The organism is Streptococcus mitis bv. 2 str. SK95 (assembly GCF_000222705.1).
Taxonomy (GTDB): Bacteria; Bacillota; Bacilli; order Lactobacillales; family Streptococcaceae; genus Streptococcus; species Streptococcus mitis_AY.
The window spans coordinates 14,018-34,038 of record NZ_AFUB01000047.1 but is presented as its reverse complement, the minus strand read 5'-3'; the positions used below and the strand labels follow the sequence as shown (position 1 = coordinate 34,038).

Below are 20,021 nucleotides of genomic sequence, written 5' to 3'. Positions count from 1 at the left end.
GACAATCCTTATTCTATCAATTTTTAGGCCTTTTAGCAACCGATTTTCTAAAAGAATCTATGGAAAACGCTTTATTTAACTTATCTTTAAGAAAAGGACAAAAGAAGACAAACTTCTTTCATCCTTTTCATTAGTCTTGACGTTGACCAAAGTCTGCAATCATCTGCTCCAGCTCCTCACGACTTGGAGTTGTTAACATATAGAGAATATCTCCTTGTAACTCTGCAAAGGCTGCTGGCATGATTTTTTTGACCTTGAATTGCTGGCTGTATTTGGCAAGAAGGTCCTCTTCTGAATAAACATAGTTAGCATTAGCACGACGTGATGTAGCTAAACAGTATTGAGGTTCAAATTCTGATGCTGGGAACTCTTCTCCTGCGACAATCGCCGCATAACCTCGGTAGAGATCCAAGGAGTGAGCGAAGTTATAAACATCAATAGTAAAACCACCTGCAGGACGGTTATTGTACTCAATCGCAATGTAGTCGTCCCCATCACGGAAGAACTCGATATGGAAAAAGCGCTCTTTCATGCCAAATTCTTTGACAATGGCTTCACCATACTTGCGTAGTTTGGGATCCATATCCTTAAGCACATAGTAGGAATTGTCCATCTTATAAATCATCAGATCAAGTGGTGTATGGGCATAATCGAAAGTCGTTGAAAAGACGATATTGCCATCCTTATCCACAAGCCCGTCAAAGGTACAGATTTCGCTAGAAGTGACAAATTTCTCAAAGAAATAAACGGTTGAATGATCCCATTCTTCTTTGAAGTGATGGATATCGTCTTCTGTCTCAAGCTTAAAGGTTGCTGCCGCTCCCACTCCATTATCAGGTTTGGCAATCATTGGTAGACCGATTTCTTTCACTGCTTTATCCACATCTGCTTCCGTCTGGATAACAGCTCCAGGTACCACAGGGACACCTGCTTTTTTGAAAAGTTTCTTCATCTCAGACTTATATTTGGTCTTTTTGAGATCCTCGGGTTTGGCACCAAAGACATTGAATTGTTCTCTGAGTGTTGCGTCTAGCTCAAGCCAGTATTCATTGTGGGACTCAATGCGGTCGATAGGACCATGCTTGTAGAAAAGAAAGGCAACTGCGCGTTTGACTTCATCTATGTTCTCAAGATTGTCTACACGGAAATACTCGGTCAGGCTATTGCGCAAAGGTTCATCTAGTTGTTCGTAAGGCTCCTGACCAATTCCCAAGACTGTGATGCCTTTATTAGCGAGTTCGATTGTAAATTGTTGAAAGTTTTGCGGATAGTAGGGAGAAATAACAAGGTAATTCATAGGCAACTCCTTTTATAGATACAGGTGTCCAAGAAAATAGGGCATTTGTTTACGCCACCATTCCCAGTCGTGGGCAACATCGTGTCCCCATTCAGCAAACCAAGCTGGAATTTGTTTCTGGTCAAAGGCTTCTTTGAGCTTGTAGAAAGATGGTAGACCATCTTGTTCCCAGGCACCGAGGCCCGTACAAACGACAATCTCCGCCTGACGGTAACGATCGATAAACCAGCCGTCATTCTGATTCCAGATATAATCTACTGGCGAGTTTTGGTAAATGGCATCGTCATTGTAGTAATCTCCAACGAAGAAACGTGCGTCGTAAACGCCGCTGAGAGCAATCACTTTAGTAAAGACATCTGGATGCTGGAGGAAGAAATTGAGTGCATGGTAGGCACCCATTGAGCAACCAGTCGTCATCATACCGTCAAACCAACCTGTCTTATGCTTGATAAAAGGAATGCCCTCCTCAATCACATAGCGTTCGTAGGCACGATGCATCTCCGCTTGGTCATGACCATTTTTCCAAGTAGCCAGCCAGCTCTCACTGTCAACACTGGAGAGAGTAAAGAATTGGACACGACCTTCTTCGATAAAGGAAGCACAGGCATCTATCATGCCAAAATCATAGTATTCATTGTGACTGCCACCAGATGAAGCAAAAACCACAACTGGAATCCCAGCATGCCCATAACGGTTGAGATACATTTCACGGTTGAGGTGGCCACTCCAGTGGCTAAGGTTTTCAATATGCATTGGCTTTCTCCTTTCCTAACTTACCATTTCTCTGCAAAAAATCGGAGACAGTCTGGTAAATTTTCCGACCAAGGGATTTCACTATGGATAGCACCAGACTGAACTTTCAATACAAGATTATCCAAGTCTACTCCACCTGCAATCAAATCATGATAATAGCGAAGCGATGAGTCGATATAGGCTTGCTTGATATTACCAGCCATCAGGGTCTTGTCCGTATCGTCTGCTTCTTCTGTTCCTACATAAATGAAAATTCGCTGATCAGGCGACAGTTTTTTACGTTCGATGTAGCGGTTAAAGGCTTCTTGGTGGAGCCAGTTGGCAGATGAAAAGACACCTAGACAACCAATTCGGTCTTGGTATTCCAGTCCGATAAACTGGGTAATATTGCCTCCTAATGACGAGCCAATCATAGCCGTATGCTGGCGATCAGCTTTGGTACGGTAGGTCTCATCGATAAAGGGCTTAACCACCTCCATGACAAACTCGGCATACTCCACGCCCTTACCGCCGAACTGTTGCCCTGGAATAGGAGATTCTTGAAACTTCCAAGCCGCATACTCATTCATCCGTCCCATGCCATCATTGTCAATAGCTACAACAATCATGCGACTAATGTCAGGATTTCGCTTAATAGCCGGAATAATCTTCCAAGAGTGTCCGATATAAGACTCCTTGCTGTAAAAGACATTTTGCCCATCATGAAAATAAACAACAGGGTAAAAACGGTCGGTGTCTTTCTCGTAGTCCTTAGGCAGAAGCACACGCACACGACGCTCTTTTCCAGTATAAGGAACCTTGAGTTTGTGTTCTTTCATTTTTAAGTAAAAGTAGGAATGATTCATTGTCAGAAAACTCTCTATATTCAAAATTTTATCTCATTATACCATAAAAATAGAAAAAAAGTCAGTTAATGTCCATTTTAAGGATAAATAACTAACTTTTTTCATTTGTTTTTCTGAATTCTTCTGGATTTTCTGATTAGAGGAGATTGTCAATTAACTCATCGACAGCATCTTTTTCAGCCTGAGGTGTAATCTCAGTGATCATGATACCAGCCACTGCTCGTTCAACCAAGCCTTCAACATCCATGCGTTTTTCATACTGCTCTGCATTCTCTATCTTAGGATTGGTCTTAGGACGGTCAGGTGCAAAAATAGTACAGCAATCTTCAAAAGGCTGGATTGAAATTTCAAAGGTATCGATTTCCTGCGCGATGTCAATGATTTCCAACTTGTCCATAGTAACCACGGGACGAATGATGGGAGTGTTGGTCACAGCGTTGATAGCCTGCATGCTTTCCAAGGTCTGGCTCGCTACTTGACCTAGACTCTCCCCATTGATAATGACCAGACCCTTTCTCACTTCACGAATACGGTCAGTAATCCGCATCATAAACCGACGCGTCAAGGTCATGAGGTAGGCTTCTGGCGCCTTGGCCTTGATTTCTTCTTGAATCTCAGTAAAAGGCACTTCGATAAATTGGATATTGCCACCAAACTTGGTCAATTTACGGGTCAAATCTTGGGCTTTTTTGAGAGCGCCAGGGCTAGTGTATGGTGGGCTAGCAAAGTGAACCGCCTCGATATCTACCCCACGTTTAAGAGCTAGATAACCTGCTACAGGTGAGTCAATCCCTCCTGACAACATGAGCATGCCCTTACCAGAAGTACCCACTGGCAAACCACCTGCTCCACGAATGGTTTCATAGGAAAGATAGGCTGCTTCCTCACGAATCTCCACCTGAAGAGTGATATCAGGGTTTTTCATTTGGGCTTGAATAGTTGGAATTACGTCAAAAACAGCACCACCAAGGGTTTGGTTAAGTTCACGACTGTCGAGTTCAAAGTTGTGGTCGCTACGTCTACTAGAGATTTTAAAGGTCATGCCCTTCTTGTAGATGTCTTGCATAATCTTTTGCACGGCAGCTTTGAGAGTTTCAACAGACTTTTCAACTTTGTAAACTGGAGAAAAGTTTTGAATCCCGAATACTTGCTTGAGAGATGTTGCTACTGCTGTGTAATCGGCTCCATTCAGGTAAACGTGGGCACGGTCACGATCAGCGGTTACCTTAACTTGAGGATAGATGGACAAAACGTCTGAAATATTATTACGAAGTTTATTGATGAACCGCATACGGTTTTTGCCCTTGGTTGACAACTCTCCGTAGCGAATCATAATTTCTGAATACTGCATAAATGCTCCTATCTTACTTTTCTAGTTTGATTGTAAATTAATTTTAGCTTGGTCAAAAACTGCTCAACCTGACTCATATCATTTTCCAGATCTAGACTTAGGCGCACAGCTGACTGGGCCTTATCTTTATCTACTCCCATTGCAATCAAGGTGCCTGCAGGTTTTCCAGCCTTGGACGAACAAGCAGAGGTCGTTGAAATGAAAATATCATAGTCTTCAAAGGCGTGAACGATGACTTCACCACGAACACCCTTAATCCCAAAAGTCAAGATATGAGGGGCAAAGTCATCCTCAGCTGAAAAGACAAAAATATCTGGATAATCCAGAAGGGCTTGACGAATGACTGATTTCATCTGCCCTGTCTTATTAGTAAAGATATCTAACTTTTCCATAGACAAACGGAGGGCCTTGGCTGTCGCTGCAATCCCTGCCACATTTTCAGTTGTCGAACGATAGCCTCGCTCCTGACCACCACCAGTCAACAGAGGCGTAATTTTCTTACCAGACTTGATATAGACAAAGCCAACACCTCGAACTCCGTGAAACTTGTGACTAGAGAAAGTCGCAAAGTCCACTCGATCAGTCAGATACTTTTCAGTCGGAATCTTAGCGAGTGCCTGAACTGCATCAACGTGGAAGGAAATAGTTGGCTTGTCTGCCAACAGTTCTGAGATGGTCTCAATAGGCTGGATAGAGCCAATTTCGTTGTTAACTGCCATGATGGAGACGAGGGTCGTATCAGGTCGTATCAAAGCTCCTATAGCCTCAACATCTACAAATCCTTTCTCATCAACCGGAGCAAAATCCACCTCAAAACCTTGACTTTTCAGCCAGAGGGCTGACTCCTTGACTGCTGGATGTTCAATAGCTGATACGATGATGTGCTTGCCAAACTGGGCTTTTTCAAAGGCCACACCCTTGATGACCCAGTTATCCCCTTCTGTTCCACCAGAGGTAAAGAAGATTTCATCACTCTTCTTGCCAATCAAATCTGCAATTTGCTGCCGGGAAGCATCTAAAATTCGTGTTGCCTGATCTCCCAAACGATGGAGACTAGAAGGATTTCCTACAATTTTTGAAGCGACCTGCATATAGGTCTCAAGTGCTTCAGGATAAGGCTTGGTTGTTGCCGAATTATCAAAGTAGATCATGTTTTCTCACGCTTTCTAAAATCACTCCTTCTATTTTATCATGAAACGAAGCTTACGACAAGAAAGGGAAGTTTCTCTTTTTTTAAGATTTTTTTAAAGAAATGAGGTATAATAAATCATAATCAAAGGAGAGTATCATGTCTAACTATCGTAGAACTTCAAAACCAAAAACAGAACACATCAAAAAGGGATTCACTGTCTTTCAAAAAACGATTGCTACCATCGGTAGTATCCTTGGCCTAATCACCGCTAGTATCACCATCATGAACGCTATGGATAATAACAAAAACAATAAGAAAGAGCCTACGACAACCCAAACAACTGTTGTCAAGGAAATTCAAAAGGAATCCCCTCAGGAAAATACTACACCTAACAAGGACAACACTTCTACTAAAGAAAATAGCCCACAAGAAGAAACTTCTCAATCCAACAAGAAAGAGGAGAAAAAAGAAGAACAGAAAACAACAACTCAGGACTCTTCTACACCTGCTACAAATAAAGAAACAAGCGATAGCGGAACACAGTCAAATACGACAAATTCAGAAAATAAAACGAGCCAGTAGCCACTAAAATAGCTTCCCTCCAGATTTGGAAAGAAGCTATTTTTTTATTGTTGCAATACTTTTCGTGGTTTGGTTCCTTCAGCTGGACCGATAACACCCGCCATTTCGAGTTCTTCCATAAGGCGGGTCGCACGGTTAAATCCAACCGACAAACGACGTTGAATCATCGAAGCACTGGCTTTCTGCGTCTCGATAACCAGAGCCTTAGCTTCTTCAAAAAGCGGATCGCCACCAGCTTCACCATCTGAAAATTCTCCTTCATTTTCAGAAACCTCACCTGGGTCAAAACTCTCATCGTAGTCCGCATCCGCCTGAGCCTTGATGAAGTTTACGATGCGTTCAACATCATCATCCGAGATAAAGGATCCTTGCAGACGGACTGGGTGATTTTCATCGATTGGTTTAAAGAGCATGTCTCCTCGACCAAGCAGTTTTTCTGCTCCATTCTCATCCAAGATGGTTCGTGAATCTGTGCCTGATGAAACTGCAAAAGCCACACGAGATGGGACATTGGCCTTGATGAGACCAGAGATAACATCAACCGATGGCCGCTGCGTTGCGAGAATCATGTGAATCCCTGCGGCACGCGCCTTCTGTCCGAGACGAATGATGGCATCTTCCACTTCCTTGCTAGCCACCATCATGAGGTCTGCCAACTCATCCACAATGACAACAATCAAAGGCAGGGGTACTTGTTTGTACTCAGACTGGGCATTGAATTCCTCGACCTTGGCATTGTAACCAGCGATATTTCGTACACCAACCTTAGCGAAGAGTTCATAACGGTTTTCCATCTCATCCACAACCTTTTGGAGAGCCTTGCTGGCCTTGCGTGGATTGGTCACAACTGGAATCAAGAGATGGGGAATATCATTGTAAACAGACAACTCAACCATCTTAGGATCGACCATCATAAACTTGACCTGGTCGGGTCTTGCCTTCATGAGAATGCTAGCGATAATGCCATTAACTGCGACTGACTTCCCTGATCCCGTTGAACCTGCAACAAGTAAGTGGGGCATTTTGGAAAGGTCAAAGGTGCGAGCAGTTCCATTGACAGCCTTACCTAGAGGTATTTCAAGGAGATTTTCTGGTTTTGTTTGAGACTGTTCCCAGAGTTCACGGAAGGAAACGGTCGCAATCTCAGAGTTGGGCACTTCAATTCCAACTAGGGATTTTCCAGGGATCGGAGCTTCAATCCGAACATCCTTTGCCGCCAGAGCCAGCGCTAAGTCGTCTGCCAGATTGGAAATGCGGTTGACCCGTACACCGACTGCTGGCTTGACTTCATACTTGGTAACTGATGGTCCAATTTCAGCTCGTTCAACCGTTACCTTGATACCAAAGCTAGCAAAGGTTTCTTCTAGGATTTTGATGTTTTCTCGAACAATCCTCTTTTCCTTGGACTGATCTTTTGGTTTATCTGGCGCAAAGAGTTGCAAGCTTGGTAGCTTGTATTCGAGAGCTTCTTTGGCAGAAAAATCAACCTGCACCTCTTCATCCTCAAAGTCTTCTTCCACATCTGGAACGTCAAAATCAGTTTGAGGGAGGATAATCTCAGGTTCACTCCATTCTTTTTCAGGAATTGGAGGGAAATCGTAGTCTGGTACTTCTGATAAGATTTCTCCAGTTTCAGGATCTACAGGAGGAAGCGGTAGGGCATCCTGTTCTTCTTGTTCTCTCTGAATTCTGGCTGCTTCTTCAGCTTCTTGACGAGCCTTTTCTTCTTCCCTCTTGATAAAGCGTTCTTGTTTTCTCTGTTCCTGTTTTTCCATGAAGGATCTGAACTGCGCTCCAATAAAGGCTGCAACATCATAAATAGACCAAGGACTGACCAAGAGTGCCCCAACTAGAATCAAGAGAACTCCAATAAAGTAGGAGCCGATATTTGAGAAAAGAAAGGCAATGGGGATATAAAGTCCAACACCAAGCAAGCCTCCACCAGCAAAGCTAGTCACCCGGATACCAATCAGGTCCGTCATAACTTGAGCCAAGGTCCCTTTTAGAACTGACTGCTCCAAGCCAAACTTCCAGACAAGATAAGCCTCAAAAATTAAGAGTAAGCCAGCGAAGATACAGAGAAATCCTGATAGAAGCCCCTCCTGCTTACGTATCCATTTAAATAGAAAGAGATAAATGAGGAGGGCAACAATGGCCACATAGGCCAAACTTCCGACCACCAGTCGAATGAGATTGTAAAGGGTGATACCCGCCGCACCGAGCTTGAGGGCTGCAATAATCAATAATAAGGCAATCCCTAAGGAAATCAACATCCTCTGGATAGCCTGTTTTCTTTCAAGTTCTGCTTTAGACGGTCTCCGTCTTGTTTTTGTAGTATTCTTGTTTGCCATTCTTTTATTATACCATATTTCACAGCCATTTCGAAAAGAGAAAAAGATTGCACCAAATGGTAACAATCTTTCTATTCTAATCCTTTTTATGCTTGTGGTTTGCGTAGGTAACCATAAACCACACCACTTACAATCGCACCAATCAAAACAAAGACTAGGTAAAGTAGGGCATTTGAAGTTAGGGCGATAACGAAGATTCCTCCGTGTGGCGCCATGAGTTTGATACCAGCAAGACCAACGAGTCCGCCTGCTACTGCCGAACCAAGGATAAAGCTTGGGATCGCACGAGCTGGGTCGGCTGCACCAAATGGAATCGCTCCCTCAGTGATGAATGACAAGCCCATGATGATGTTTGTCAAACCAGAGTTACGCTCTTCTTTAGTAAATTTATCTTTGAAAAGAAGGGTTGCGACAAAGATAGCAAGTGGTGGTACCATTCCTCCAGCCATAACTGCTGCCATGGCTACAGAACCACCTGAAGAAACAGTCGCTGCAAGCGTACCTGTACCAAAGACATAGGCAGCTTTGTTAACTGGTCCACCCATGTCAACAGCCATCATTCCACCAAGAACGATACCAAGAAGGACAGCTGATCCTCCTCCAAGACCGCCAAGGAAGTCATTCATAGCAGTGTTGATTGCTGCCATTGGAATATTGACAGCCAGCATGACAAATCCTGTCAAAATTGTTCCAAGAAGTGGCAAGAGAAGGATTGATTTTGCCCCTTCAAGTGAACGAGGAACTTTAACGTATTTCTTGATAGCAAGAACCAAGGCACCTGCGATAAATCCACCAACAAGGGCACCTAGGAAACCAGATGATACACCTGCAAGAGTTGAAGTTGCTTCACCACCTGCTGCATAAGGGATTTTACCAAAGGCAAAACCTTCTTTAGCAATAGCACCAGCTACGAATCCAGCTACCAAACCTGGTTTTTCAGCGATAGAGTAGGCAACATATCCTGCAAAAACTGGAAGCATTAAGCCAAAGGCTGCACCACCGATTTTCATGAACATGGAAGCTAGCTCATGGTAGGATCCGAGATTACCAAGACTATCTTGTGGCACACCAAAAGCTCCGTCGATTAAGAAGGCGAGGGCAATCATGATACCACCACCGATAACGAATGGCAACATTTGAGATACACCACTCATCAAGTGTTTGTAGAAAGCGCCACCAAGGCTTTGTTGTTCGTTAGACGCTGCTACAGCTTTGGCCCCATTAGCAGCACGGTAGATTTCAGCATCTCCTGAAAGAGCCAAGTTAATCAACTCCTCTGTCTTACGGATGCCGTCTGCAACTGGACGATTGATCAATGGTTTGCCATCGAAACGATCCATCTCAACAGCCTTATCTGCTGCAATGATAACAGCTTTAGCCTTACGGATGTCTTCAGCAGTTAGTTGATTTCCAACACCGCTAGCACCGTTGGTTTCGACCTTGATCCCAACACCCATTTCAGCAGCCACTTTTTGAAGGGCTTCTTGCGCCATATAAGTGTGGGCGATTCCTGTTGTACAAGCTGTAACAGCTACGATAAAGTCGCCAGATTCATTAGCAGGTGCTTGAACAGGTTTCTCAGCTTTTTCTGAAGCTTGGTCAAAGAGTTCGATGACTTGGTCAGCTGATGTTACTTGGCGAAGTTTGTCAGCAAAACCGTCTTTCATCAAGTATTGAGACAATTCTGCCAAGGCTGCCAAGTGAGTATCATTGGCACCTTCTGGAGCTGCAATCATGAAGAAGAGGTCTGTTGGTTGCCCATCCAAGCTTTCGTAGTCAACCCCCTTGTTTGACTTAGCAAAGAGAACCGTTGCTTCTTTGACAGCAGAGTTCTTGCTGTGAGGCATAGCAATTCCGTCACCCAAACCAGTGGAAGTGAGAGCTTCACGCGCTAAGATCCCTTCTTTAAAGGTTTCAAAATCCGTCACGTAACCGTGATCTACCAAACTTTTAATCATCTCTTCGATGACAGCTGTTTTTTCAGTTGCCTGCAAATCCAGCAACATGACATCTTTTCTCAATAGGTCTTGAATTTTCATCGTTTTTCTACCTCAACTTTTTCATATGTTTCTTTAATAAAGTCCGCTGTTGCCAAGTCATCTGAGAAAGTAGTTGCTGTGCCACAAGCCACTCCCCATTTGAAGGCTTCTATTGCGTCTTTTGATTTGACAAATTCACCTGTAAATCCAGCTACCATAGAGTCACCAGCTCCAACAGAATTTTTCACTGTTCCCTTGATAGGTTTGGCGAAGTAAGCTCCCTCAGGTGTGACAAGAAGGGCACCGTCCCCAGCCATAGAGATAATGACGTTTTGAGCACCTTTAGCCAGTAACTCTCGCGCGTATTTCTCAATTTCATCTAAACTGTCTAATTTAACACCAAAGATAGCTCCTAGTTCGTGATTGTTTGGCTTCACCAAAAGTGGCTGGTAGTCCAAACTATCAATCAAGGTCTGTCCTTCAAAATCGCAAACTACTTGCGCACCAGTCTGACGGGTCAAGGCAATCAAATCCTTATAGATAACATTGCCTAGATTTTTAGCACTCGAACCAGCAAACACAACCGTATCATCTGCAGTCAGACTAGATAAAATAGCTTTCAATTCTTCTAGCTGTGCTGGTTCAACGTTAGGACCAGTCCCGTTGATTTCTGTTTCTTGGTCTGCTTTAATCTTGACATTGATGCGAGTATCTTCTGCTACTTGGACAAAGCGTGTTTCAATTTGCTCTTTTGCCAGGGTATCTGTGATAAATTTACCAGTAAAGCCACCGATAAATCCGGTCGCTGTATTTGGAATATCTAATCGTTTCAAAACACGACTGACATTGATTCCTTTCCCACCAGCAAACTTATCATCACTGTCCATACGATTGACACTACCGACTTGAACTTGGTCCAAACGAACGATATAGTCAATGGAAGGATTGAGTGTGACTGTATAAATCATACTTCTATTACCTCCGTTTTCTTCTTAATAGCCTGCAAGAGCTCATGCCCTTGACTTGTGATGACAATAGCGCGTTTAAGTGGTGCTACCTTGGCAAAGCAAGTTTGTCCAATTTTGGACGAATCCACCAAGACGTAGGTCTGTTTGGCATTCTCCAAAATAGCACGCTTAACAGCTCCCTCCTCCATATCTGGAGTCGTATAATAACCATCGTCCACACCATTCATCCCGATAAAAGCACGGTCAAAGTGCAATTGGTTAATCTGGTTAAGAGCAACGCCCCCGATACATGCATCTGTCGCCATCTTGACACTACCTCCAACCATGACAGTTGGAATCTGCTTTTCAACCAACTGAACCGCATGATGAATGGAGTTGGTGACAACTGTGATATTCTTATTAACCAATTCCTTGATTAAAAAAGCAGTTGTTGTTCCAGCATCGATAAAGATAACGTCTTTTTCCTTGATAAGAGAGGCTGCTTTCTGAGCCAGTAACTTCTTCTCTTGAAGGTTTTTGACAGATTTTTCTTGAATAGTTTCTTCTTCCTGCAAGGAGTGGGGCAATTCTGCTCCACCATGCACACGGCGAAGTTTATTTTCTGCTTCCAACTCATCCAAATCTCTTCGTACCGTTGATTCTGATGTTTCTAATAGACTAACCAATTTTTCTAGGGAAACTACATGATGTTGATTTAACTCCTCTAAAATCAGTTGCTTCCGCTCAGTTTTTAACACCAAATCACCTCCTGTTATCGTTTACACTATTCATTCTAACACAATTTCTATCAAAGTCAAGCATTTTTTATCACTTTCTTTCAAAAACTATCATTTTTGCCAATTCCAACATTTTTATTGCAAGATAAGTGGCTTTATGGTAGACTATTTGAGTAAGTATTGGAAGATTACTCAAGAGGCTTAAGAGGCCGTGTTGGAAACGCGGTAGGCGTGTAATAGCGTGCGTGGGTTCGAATCCCATGTCTTCCGTAGAAAAAACATATTTTGGGATACGACAAAAACGTTGTATCCTTTTTGTATCCCTTTTTTAAAAAAGAATCCCAAGGAATACCAAAGACAAAAATAAAAAACGTTGATTTAACAACGTTTTTCCAAGTTTAGCGAAAGAATAATGGAGCCGGTGGGAGTCGAACCCACGTCCAAACACCTGCCAACATATTTGTCTACAACCATAGGTTATGTATTGTTTTAACAGTCCCTCGACACATAACTCAAGCCTAGAAACTGCGAGTCTATTAATCTCTTATCAAGTCGCTAGACAAGACTTAATCGTATCTCGCTAATCATAAGACCTGTCATTGAACACGAGCAATCCAAATCAGGTCACGCCTGCTGGTTTTTAGGCAGCTAAAGCGTAAGAAGTGTTATTTTTTGCAGTTATATTTAACTGAGCGTTTACGTCGCCACACGGGTTGCAAAATATGCCTCATAATGCCTGTCGAATCCGTAACGACCCCAAAAGACGATAGAACCATTATAACCTATCTTCATAAAAAATGCAAAATCAAGCCGCCTCTTTAGAAAAGATACTCTTTTAAGGCTTCCGATAAGGCCTGATAACCTGCGACACTTAGATGGAGGCCATCCGTTGTATAGGCTGATTGAAGTTGTCCTTCTGAATCTGTCAAACTATCATAAATCGGCACAAAATCTACTTGCACATAGGCGGAGGCTAGAGCCTCATAGGCTTGATTCCATTCTCTAATCTTTTCATTGGTACGAATATAAACTGTCTGCTTGTATTCTTCGCCTTCATTAACTGGCAGAATAGAAACAAGCTTTATTTGTGACAGCGGATAATCTCGGGCAATCGATTGGATTACACGTTCAAGATTATCCAAGGCTTCATTCATGGGAATATCTTTTCCGATATCATTTGTTCCAATTAAGAGAACAATTTGATCCACAGCATCACCATAAAGATGGGCATCAAGATTGTCTAATAGAAGTCCCGTCTGGTAACCTCGGATGCCACGATTAACAATCGTCTTTGCAGTCCCAAGTAACTCTTGCAAAGGGTAGTATTCTACAATTGAATCTCCGATAAAGATGATATCTGGCTCTATAACAGAAGCTTGATTCAATTCACGATACTTGGTTTGAATCTTTTCCTGCTCCTTTAAGAGCCAATTTTCTAATAACTGTACTGCCACCTTATCCCTCTTTCTCTAACCAATTTTCTAGGACCTGATAAACGCCCCCCTGGCTGTTAGCTGGAGCTAGGGCAGTTGCAACTGCCTTGGCTTCATCATCAGCATTTTCCATAGCATAGGCAATTCTAGCCATCTCCAACATCTCAACATCATTTTCGCTATCACCAAAAGCCATGATTTGTTCAGATTTCAAATTCCAGCGCTTGAGTAATTCTTCCAATCCCCATGCTTTATGAATCCCGGCTTGGAGGATGTCAATGCAACCATAACCGCTGGAAACAGCTCTTACACGCCCATCAAAGAGGTCATTAATTTCCTGCAAAACAGAACTCGATCGTTCTTCACCAACGACCATGCTCATTTTAAGCACTCCACCAAAGAGATCAGCTTGTAACTCTTCCACAAAATTCATTCGTTGATAGAGCCTTTCAATCATCTCTGGTGTCATAAATTTTTCTAGGTCTGTAAAAACAGTCCCTTTCTTGACAAAACTCCCATTCATACTAGTGACGACGAACTGATCTCGACACTCCCTCCCTTTAAAATGAACTAAAGCCTTGTCAACCATAGCATCATCCCAGGTCTGCGCTTGAATCAGTTCATTGTTTTCAAAAATACGCGCCCCATTGGCAACTACTAGGATCACTCGTTCAGCCAAGTGTCCCAATAGTTCTCTCATACGATGAACTTCATTCCCCGTCGCAATGACAAAACGGATATCCCTTTGATCCAGCTGATCTAAGATCTTTTCCAAGCGGGGCAGATCCAGCTGACCTCTCGGATCCAGCAAGGTTCCATCCATATCTGTCGCAATAATCTTAATCGTCATTTTACTTCCTCTGGATTCAAGCTAGTCCCACTTCAATCCTACATGTTCATTCATTTCTTTATAAGCTGTGTCAATTCGTTCCTTGGTCGCCTCATCCAACTTGTCACGGTAACTGCCTCCCTCGATGAAGTCTTCTAGGATATAGGTCTGATAGAGGAAGAGCGGATAGCCTTCTGGAGAGTATGTTCCTTTAGGCGTCCGATTGACCCAAGTCGGATGCGCTTTGGCCGTTTCAATCCTTGTCTTGCCATCTTTTTTCTTAATAGTCACATCCATGAGAACACCGCGCTCCGTCCACTTGGCATTTTCCTCATCTTGCATGGTTTCAATGCGCTGATTTGAAAGGAAATTCCCCATGGAATAGATAATCAATTTTTTGTCACCATCTTTTTCAACCGTTTCAGCAGGTTCAACGACATGAGGATGGCCTCCAAAGATAATATCAGCTCCCCAGTCAATCATCTTGTGGTACAGTGTTTTCTGTTCTTCCGTCGGTTCTAGCTGGTACTCAATTCCCATCTGAGGCATGATGACAGTGATATCCGCTTCTTTCTCTGCACGCTCGATTTCTGCCTTCATCTTTTCTTCGTTTAAGTCAGAAAGATAGCGATTATAGTCCTCTTGGGAAATGGATTGTTCAATACCATTAAAGCCATAGGAATAGGCCAAGAGAGCTACCTTGATTCCATTGACTTCCTTGATGACTATAGGGGCTTGGTCACGGGATTCATGTGTGTAGACTCCGATGGGTGTCATTCCAGCCTTTTCAATAGCTTGAGCCGTTGAGACCACTCCCTCTATCTGAGAATCCAAGATGTGGTTGTGAGCCAAGTCTAGAACTTGGTAGCCTGCATCCTTGATAGCATCCATGACTTCTCCAGGTGCATTAAAGAGAGGATAACCTGCCAAGTAGTGGTCCTTGTTCACAGTTCCTTCAAAGTCACCAAGCACTAAATCCGCTTGCTTGAGCCAGGGTTTTACATATTCAAAATTTTCGTGGAAATCATAGGTTCCGTCTTCTTTTAGAGCTGTTCGGTAGATAGGGATATGGTAGAGAAGGTCACCATTTGCCATGATACGAGCTGTCTTTTCGTCAGAATCATTTTCCTTGAATTGACTAGAAGTACTTGCAGAATCAACTGGATTCGTTCCCTTGTTGCCTTGTACTGCTCGAACTAACAAGTTCAGCCCCATGGACAAGGCAACTGCCAGCAACAACACTGTAATAAACTGGGCATTGGTCCAAGATTTATAATTCCTAAAGAAACCAATACTAGTCTTCAACAATCCAAAAATAGGACCATGAGATTGTCTATCTTTTCGCTTTTCCATTCTTATTCCCCTTTGCTTTCTTATGCAAGTCTTTCCTTTTATTATACCACAGACAAAAGGGGAATACCGTTTATTATATTATTTTTTAAGAACTTCTGCGACTTTCTTTCTCGCCTATTTTGTGTTATCATGTAGAAGTAATGAAAGGAGAGAAAATGTCTGCTATAGAACGTATTACAAAAGCTGCTCATTTGATTGATATGAATGATATTATCCGTGAGGGAAACCCAACTCTACGCGCGGTTGCTGAGGAAGTCACTTTCCCCTTGTCTGATCAGGATATCATTCTTGGTGAAAAAATGATGCAATTCCTCAAACATTCTCAGGATCCTGTTATGGCTGAGAAAATGGGCTTGCGTGGTGGTGTTGGACTTGCAGCTCCCCAGCTAGATATCTCAAAACGCATTATTGCCGTCTTGGTCCCAAATATTGTAGAAGAAGGTGAAACTCCACAGGAAGCCTACGACTTGCAAGCTATTATGTACAATCCCAAAATCGTCTCTCACTCTGTTCAAGACGCTGCTCTTGGCGAAGGAGAAGGTTGTCTGTCTGTCGACCGTAACGTGCCAGGTTATGTTATCCGTCATGCCCGTGTCACTGTTGATTACTTTGACAAGGACGGAGAAAAACACCGTATCAAGCTCAAAGGATACAACTCCATCGTTGTCCAACATGAAATTGATCATCTAAACGGAATCATGTTTTACGATCGTATCAATGAGAAAGACCCATTTGCTGTTAAAGATGGTTTACTAATTCTGGAATAAAGAAAATCCCGTTGCAAGACGGGGTTTTATGTTATAATAGAGGCATGAAAACAAATGATATCGTCTATGGCGTACATGCCGTTACTGAAGCCCTCCTTGCAAATACAGGAAACAAACTCTACCTCCAAGAAGATCTAAGGGGAAAGAATGTTGAGAAAGTCAAGGAACTGGCTGCTGAGAAAAAAGTCTCCATCTCTTGGACCTCAAAAAAATCCCTATCTGAGATGACCGAAGGCGCTGTTCACCAAGGCTTTGTCCTAAGAGTCTCTGAATTTGCCTATAGCGAGCTGGATCACATCCTTGCCAAAACACGCCAAGAAGAAAATCCACTTCTATTGATTCTGGACGGATTAACTGACCCCCATAATCTAGGTTCTATCTTAAGGACTGCTGATGCGACCAATGTTTCAGGTGTCATCATTCCCAAGCACCGTGCTGTCGGAGTGACTCCTGTCGTTGCCAAAACGGCCACAGGTGCTATTGAGCACGTACCGATTGCCCGAGTGACCAACCTCAGTCAAACCCTAGACAAACTCAAGGATGAAGGATTCTGGACCTTTGGAACGGATATGAACGGTACTCCTTGCCACAAGTGGAATACAAAAGGGAAAATCGCCCTCATCATCGGAAATGAAGGAAAAGGCATCTCTAGTAACATCAAAAAACAGGTTGATGAAATGATTACCATTCCTATGAATGGACATGTTCAAAGCCTCAATGCTAGTGTTGCCGCAGCCATTCTCATGTACGAAGTTTTCCGAAACCGACTATAAAAAAAGTTTCCAATCACTTGATTGGAAACTTTTTTCTTAACTATGTTCTGTGATAAATTTATAGGCTTCTTGACCCGCGATAGCCCCATCTCCAACTGCTGTTGTGACTTGGCGAAGGTCTTTATGGCGAACATCCCCAACCGCAAAGATACCGTCAACGGCAGTTTTCATGTGGTTATCTGTCACAATCCAGCCTGACTGGTCTTGGATATTCAAGTCCTTAACAAAATCACTAACAGGGTCCAGTCCAACATAGATAAAGACACCTCCAAAGGCTTGCTCTGTTACTTGACCCGTTTTCACATTTTCAAATACGACAGATTCTACTCGGTTTTCACCTTTGATTTCCTTGACGACAGAATCCCAGATAAAGTTGACTTTCTCATTTGCAAAAGCACGGTCTTGCAAAACTTTTTGAGCACGAAGTTCATCTCGACGGTGAACAATGGTAACAGTCTTGGCAAAGCGAGTCAAGAATAGAGCTTCTTCTACCGCTGAATCTCCACCACCGACTACGAGCAAGTCTTGATCACGGAAGAAAGCTCCATCACAGACCGCACAATAGGAAACACCACGACTATTCAGTTCTTCTTCTCCGGGAACTCCCAAGAGACGGTGTTTTGACCCAGTTGCCACGATGACAGTACGGGTTTCGTAAACTTGATCATCAGTGATTACCTTCTTATAGTCACCTTGGTCTTCAATATTTTCAACATAACCATAAAGATGCTCCACTCCAAGATTTTCAAGAGGTTCAAACATCTTCTCTGCCAATTCAGGTCCACTGATATTGGCATATCCAGGATAGTTCTCAATATCAGATGTGTTGTTCATTTGCCCACCTGGCAGACCACCCTCAATCAAAGCCACTTTCAGATTGCTTCGAGCGGCATATAAGGCAGCTGTCATTCCCGCAGGTCCAGCACCGATAATAATCGTATCGTACATTTTGATTCCTTCTTTCTTGTTGTAACTATCTTTATTCTAACTCATTCTTGCTAATCACGCAAGGATTATGCCTTGAAAACCAAGAGCAAACTCATGACGGCAAAGGATAACACCGGAACGACCAAAACTCCAATCATAATCATATCATAGAGATGAGCTTGACGAGCCTTGGCTGTCTTGTCCACACCAGACATAGCTCTCAATCCAATCCAAATCCCCAAAAAAATTACAACCAGGATGGTCGTTAAGATCAAACTCTCGAAATATAAAGAAAACAGTTGCAGCAGCATGATCTCTCTCGTTTCTATCTTTTTTAAAGAGTAAACTCAGCTAGTCCAACTAACTGAGTTTTCCTTTTTCTATTATATCAAATATAAGTTCGTTTGTAACTAGCGAAGAATTCTTTTGTTCGTTCTTCTTTCGGATGATTGATGATTTCATCCGGTGTGCCTGACTCGATGATTTTCCCTTTATCTAGGAACAAAATTTTATCTGCCACTTGGGCTACAAAAGACATATCGTGACTAACCAAGATCATGGTCTGACCAGACTTAGCGGCGTCTGCAATAGACTTTTCTACTTCTCCGACCAATTCTGGGTCCAGTGCTGACGTTGGTTCATCCAAGAGCAAAACGTCTGGTTTCATAGCGAGGGCACGCGCTAGAGCAACCCGTTGCTTTTGTCCACCTGATAAGTGGCGAGGATAATGCTGTTCACGGTCAGAAAGACCAACCTTGGCCAACTCTTCCTTGGCGATTTTAGTTGCTTCCTCGTCCGATAATTTCTTAACAACAACCAAGCCTTCCTTGACATTGTCAAGGGCTGTTCGGCGTTCAAACAAATTAAACTGTTGGAAAACCATGGACAACTTGCGACGAAGGGTTAGAATCTCTTCTTGGCTAATCTGAGAAAAATCAACTTTAAAATTGTCAATCTGAATCGTTCCACTATCTGGAGTTTCAAGGTAGTTCAAACTACGAAGAAAGGTTGATTTCCCAGCTCCAGATGAACCAATCAAAGCCACTACCTCACCTTTTTGGATATCCAAGTTCAGATGATTCAAGACTGTCTGTCCTGAAAAGGATTTACTTAAATTCGAAATCTTAATCATTAACGAAGGTCCCCTTTCACATCTGTTTGCACTGTATCGGGTGCAGAAATAGCCATTTTTCTCTCGATGAAACGGCCGAGGCTTTCAATTCCGATATTGACCACCCAATAAACAAGAGCAACAGAGATAAAGCGCTCAAAATAGCGATAATCGGCTCCACCCAAAATCTGAGCCTGGGCAAAGACCTCCACAACACCTGCGCTAAAGGCTAGAGAAGTTCCCTTGGTCAAGCCGATGAGGGAATTGATCAAGGTTGGAGTAGCTACCACCGCTGCATTAGGAATAATCACGCGACGATAAACTTGCGCTCGTGTCATACCCAAACTACGTGCCGCCTCAATTTCACCTGGATTAACAGAAAGGATGGCTGCACGAATCGTTTCACTTGCATAAGCCGCCTCGTTAAAAGCAAAGGCCACAATCGCAAAAAGTGCCGCTGGAATCGCATTGATATTGAAACCAGTGCCCCATTGCTGGTTGATAGCTTTCAGTGCTAAAGGAATTCCGTAGTAGGTCAACATAAGTTGAACTAGGATTGGGGTACCTTTTAAGAAGCTGACAAAAAAGGCCTGCAAGGGATATAGAACCTTAACACGATTGATCTTTACAATGGCAAAAATCAAAGCAAGTAGCAGACCAAAGAGTGCACCTCCAAGCGTCAACATCAAGGTTGTAGGCAGTTGCTGGACAATCCTTGGAATTCCATCAAAGACCGAACGCAAACTAAAGAGCTTACCATCCGGAATGAGTTGCATCAAACTTTGGTACCAATCTGATGCTAAAAATGTTGTAACAGTCATAAAAACATCCTCTCCTGATAATGATTCATTCTA

General features: G+C 43.0%; 19 protein-coding genes, 1 tRNA gene and 1 other RNA gene. 4 read left to right on the top strand and 17 right to left on the bottom strand.

What is annotated here, in order from left to right:
- Positions 1–130: 130 nt before the first annotated feature.
- The 5 genes from HMPREF9965_RS09530 to HMPREF9965_RS09510 all read right to left on the bottom strand — a co-directional run bounded on the left by HMPREF9965_RS09530 (position 131) and on the right by HMPREF9965_RS09510 (position 5,397).
- Positions 131–1,297: an ATP-grasp domain-containing protein gene (locus HMPREF9965_RS09530; protein ID WP_001108617.1), complete on the bottom strand. Its 1,167-nt coding sequence runs from the start codon at positions 1,295–1,297 to the stop codon at positions 131–133.
- Between the two features lie 12 nt (positions 1,298–1,309).
- Positions 1,310–2,050 carry an esterase family protein gene (locus HMPREF9965_RS09525; protein WP_000546803.1) on the bottom strand — a complete coding sequence of 247 codons (741 nt, stop codon included), beginning with the start codon at positions 2,048–2,050 and terminating at the stop codon, positions 1,310–1,312.
- A 20-nt stretch (positions 2,051–2,070) separates the two neighbouring features.
- On the bottom strand, positions 2,071–2,895 hold the full coding sequence (locus tag HMPREF9965_RS09520) for an alpha/beta hydrolase (RefSeq protein ID WP_001016813.1): 825 nt from the start codon (positions 2,893–2,895) through the stop codon (positions 2,071–2,073).
- 136 nt (positions 2,896–3,031) lie between these two features.
- The gene (gene thiI / locus HMPREF9965_RS09515) at positions 3,032–4,246 is read right to left on the bottom strand and encodes a tRNA uracil 4-sulfurtransferase ThiI (protein ID WP_001200075.1); all 1,215 of its coding nucleotides are present in this window, start codon (positions 4,244–4,246) and stop codon (positions 3,032–3,034) included.
- Positions 4,247–4,254: 8 nt separating this feature from the next.
- Positions 4,255–5,397, bottom strand: coding sequence for a cysteine desulfurase family protein (locus HMPREF9965_RS09510; protein ID WP_000638932.1), 1,143 nt, complete (start codon positions 5,395–5,397; stop codon positions 4,255–4,257).
- Positions 5,398–5,534: 137 nt separating this feature from the next.
- Between HMPREF9965_RS09510 and HMPREF9965_RS09505 the strand changes: the two genes are divergently transcribed.
- Complete coding sequence (locus tag HMPREF9965_RS09505) at positions 5,535–5,960, top strand: DUF6556 family protein (RefSeq protein ID WP_000073909.1); 426 nt, start codon at positions 5,535–5,537, stop codon at positions 5,958–5,960.
- Positions 5,961–6,004: 44 nt separating this feature from the next.
- Here HMPREF9965_RS09505 and HMPREF9965_RS09500 read toward each other — a convergent pair whose 3' ends face one another.
- The 4 genes from HMPREF9965_RS09500 to HMPREF9965_RS09485 form a co-directional block, all read right to left on the bottom strand.
- Entirely contained in the window at positions 6,005–8,311 is a 2,307-nt protein-coding gene (locus tag HMPREF9965_RS09500; protein WP_080566885.1) for a DNA translocase FtsK, read from the bottom strand.
- A gap of 86 nt (positions 8,312–8,397) precedes the next feature.
- Positions 8,398–10,350 (bottom strand): PTS fructose transporter subunit IIABC, encoded by a 1,953-nt coding sequence (locus HMPREF9965_RS09495; RefSeq protein WP_000701473.1) that lies wholly within the window; start codon positions 10,348–10,350, stop codon positions 8,398–8,400.
- On the bottom strand, positions 10,347–11,258 hold the full coding sequence (pfkB, locus tag HMPREF9965_RS09490) for a 1-phosphofructokinase (protein WP_000640807.1): 912 nt from the start codon (positions 11,256–11,258) through the stop codon (positions 10,347–10,349). The genes HMPREF9965_RS09495 and pfkB overlap by 4 nt, the downstream gene beginning before the upstream one ends.
- Entirely contained in the window at positions 11,255–11,995 is a 741-nt protein-coding gene (locus tag HMPREF9965_RS09485; protein ID WP_000920645.1) for a DeoR/GlpR family DNA-binding transcription regulator, read from the bottom strand. Before HMPREF9965_RS09485 ends, pfkB begins: the two co-directional genes overlap by 4 nt.
- Positions 11,996–12,156: 161 nt before the next feature.
- Between HMPREF9965_RS09485 and HMPREF9965_RS09480 the strand changes: the two genes are divergently transcribed.
- Positions 12,157–12,244, top strand: a tRNA-Ser gene (locus HMPREF9965_RS09480).
- Positions 12,245–12,384: 140 nt separating this feature from the next.
- Here HMPREF9965_RS09480 and ssrA read toward each other — a convergent pair.
- The 4 genes from ssrA to HMPREF9965_RS12840 form a co-directional block, all read right to left on the bottom strand.
- Positions 12,385–12,732, bottom strand: a transfer-messenger RNA (tmRNA) gene (gene ssrA, locus HMPREF9965_RS12845).
- A 60-nt stretch (positions 12,733–12,792) separates the two neighbouring features.
- Complete coding sequence (locus HMPREF9965_RS09475; RefSeq protein WP_000290628.1) at positions 12,793–13,428, bottom strand: SGNH/GDSL hydrolase family protein; 636 nt, start codon at positions 13,426–13,428, stop codon at positions 12,793–12,795.
- Between the two features lies 1 nt (position 13,429).
- Complete coding sequence (locus HMPREF9965_RS09470; RefSeq protein WP_000152856.1) at positions 13,430–14,257, bottom strand: Cof-type HAD-IIB family hydrolase; 828 nt, start codon at positions 14,255–14,257, stop codon at positions 13,430–13,432.
- A gap of 21 nt (positions 14,258–14,278) precedes the next feature.
- Positions 14,279–15,589, bottom strand: a complete 1,311-nt coding sequence (locus HMPREF9965_RS12840; protein ID WP_000415401.1) for a CapA family protein — start codon at positions 15,587–15,589, stop codon at positions 14,279–14,281.
- A gap of 155 nt (positions 15,590–15,744) precedes the next feature.
- Between HMPREF9965_RS12840 and def the strand changes: the two genes are divergently transcribed.
- Both def and rlmB read left to right on the top strand, forming a co-directional pair.
- The gene (def, locus tag HMPREF9965_RS09455) at positions 15,745–16,356 is read left to right on the top strand and encodes a peptide deformylase (protein WP_001272949.1); all 612 of its coding nucleotides are present in this window, start codon (positions 15,745–15,747) and stop codon (positions 16,354–16,356) included.
- A gap of 44 nt (positions 16,357–16,400) precedes the next feature.
- Positions 16,401–17,129, top strand: coding sequence for a 23S rRNA (guanosine(2251)-2'-O)-methyltransferase RlmB (gene rlmB, locus HMPREF9965_RS09450; protein ID WP_000855729.1), 729 nt, complete (start codon positions 16,401–16,403; stop codon positions 17,127–17,129).
- Positions 17,130–17,165: 36 nt separating this feature from the next.
- Here the strand turns inward: rlmB and trxB are convergent, their stop codons facing one another.
- The 4 genes from trxB to HMPREF9965_RS09435 all read right to left on the bottom strand — a co-directional run bounded on the left by trxB (position 17,166) and on the right by HMPREF9965_RS09435 (position 19,988).
- On the bottom strand, positions 17,166–18,077 hold the full coding sequence (gene trxB / locus HMPREF9965_RS09445; RefSeq protein WP_000272330.1) for a thioredoxin-disulfide reductase: 912 nt from the start codon (positions 18,075–18,077) through the stop codon (positions 17,166–17,168).
- Positions 18,078–18,142: 65 nt separating this feature from the next.
- Positions 18,143–18,367, bottom strand: a complete 225-nt coding sequence (locus HMPREF9965_RS0102540) for a DUF4059 family protein (RefSeq protein WP_000926603.1) — start codon at positions 18,365–18,367, stop codon at positions 18,143–18,145.
- Between the two features lie 77 nt (positions 18,368–18,444).
- The gene (locus tag HMPREF9965_RS09440; RefSeq protein WP_000590998.1) at positions 18,445–19,188 is read right to left on the bottom strand and encodes an amino acid ABC transporter ATP-binding protein; all 744 of its coding nucleotides are present in this window, start codon (positions 19,186–19,188) and stop codon (positions 18,445–18,447) included.
- On the bottom strand, positions 19,188–19,988 hold the full coding sequence (locus tag HMPREF9965_RS09435; RefSeq protein WP_000219169.1) for an amino acid ABC transporter permease: 801 nt from the start codon (positions 19,986–19,988) through the stop codon (positions 19,188–19,190). Before HMPREF9965_RS09435 ends, HMPREF9965_RS09440 begins: the two co-directional genes overlap by 1 nt.
- Positions 19,989–20,021 lie beyond the last annotated feature (33 nt).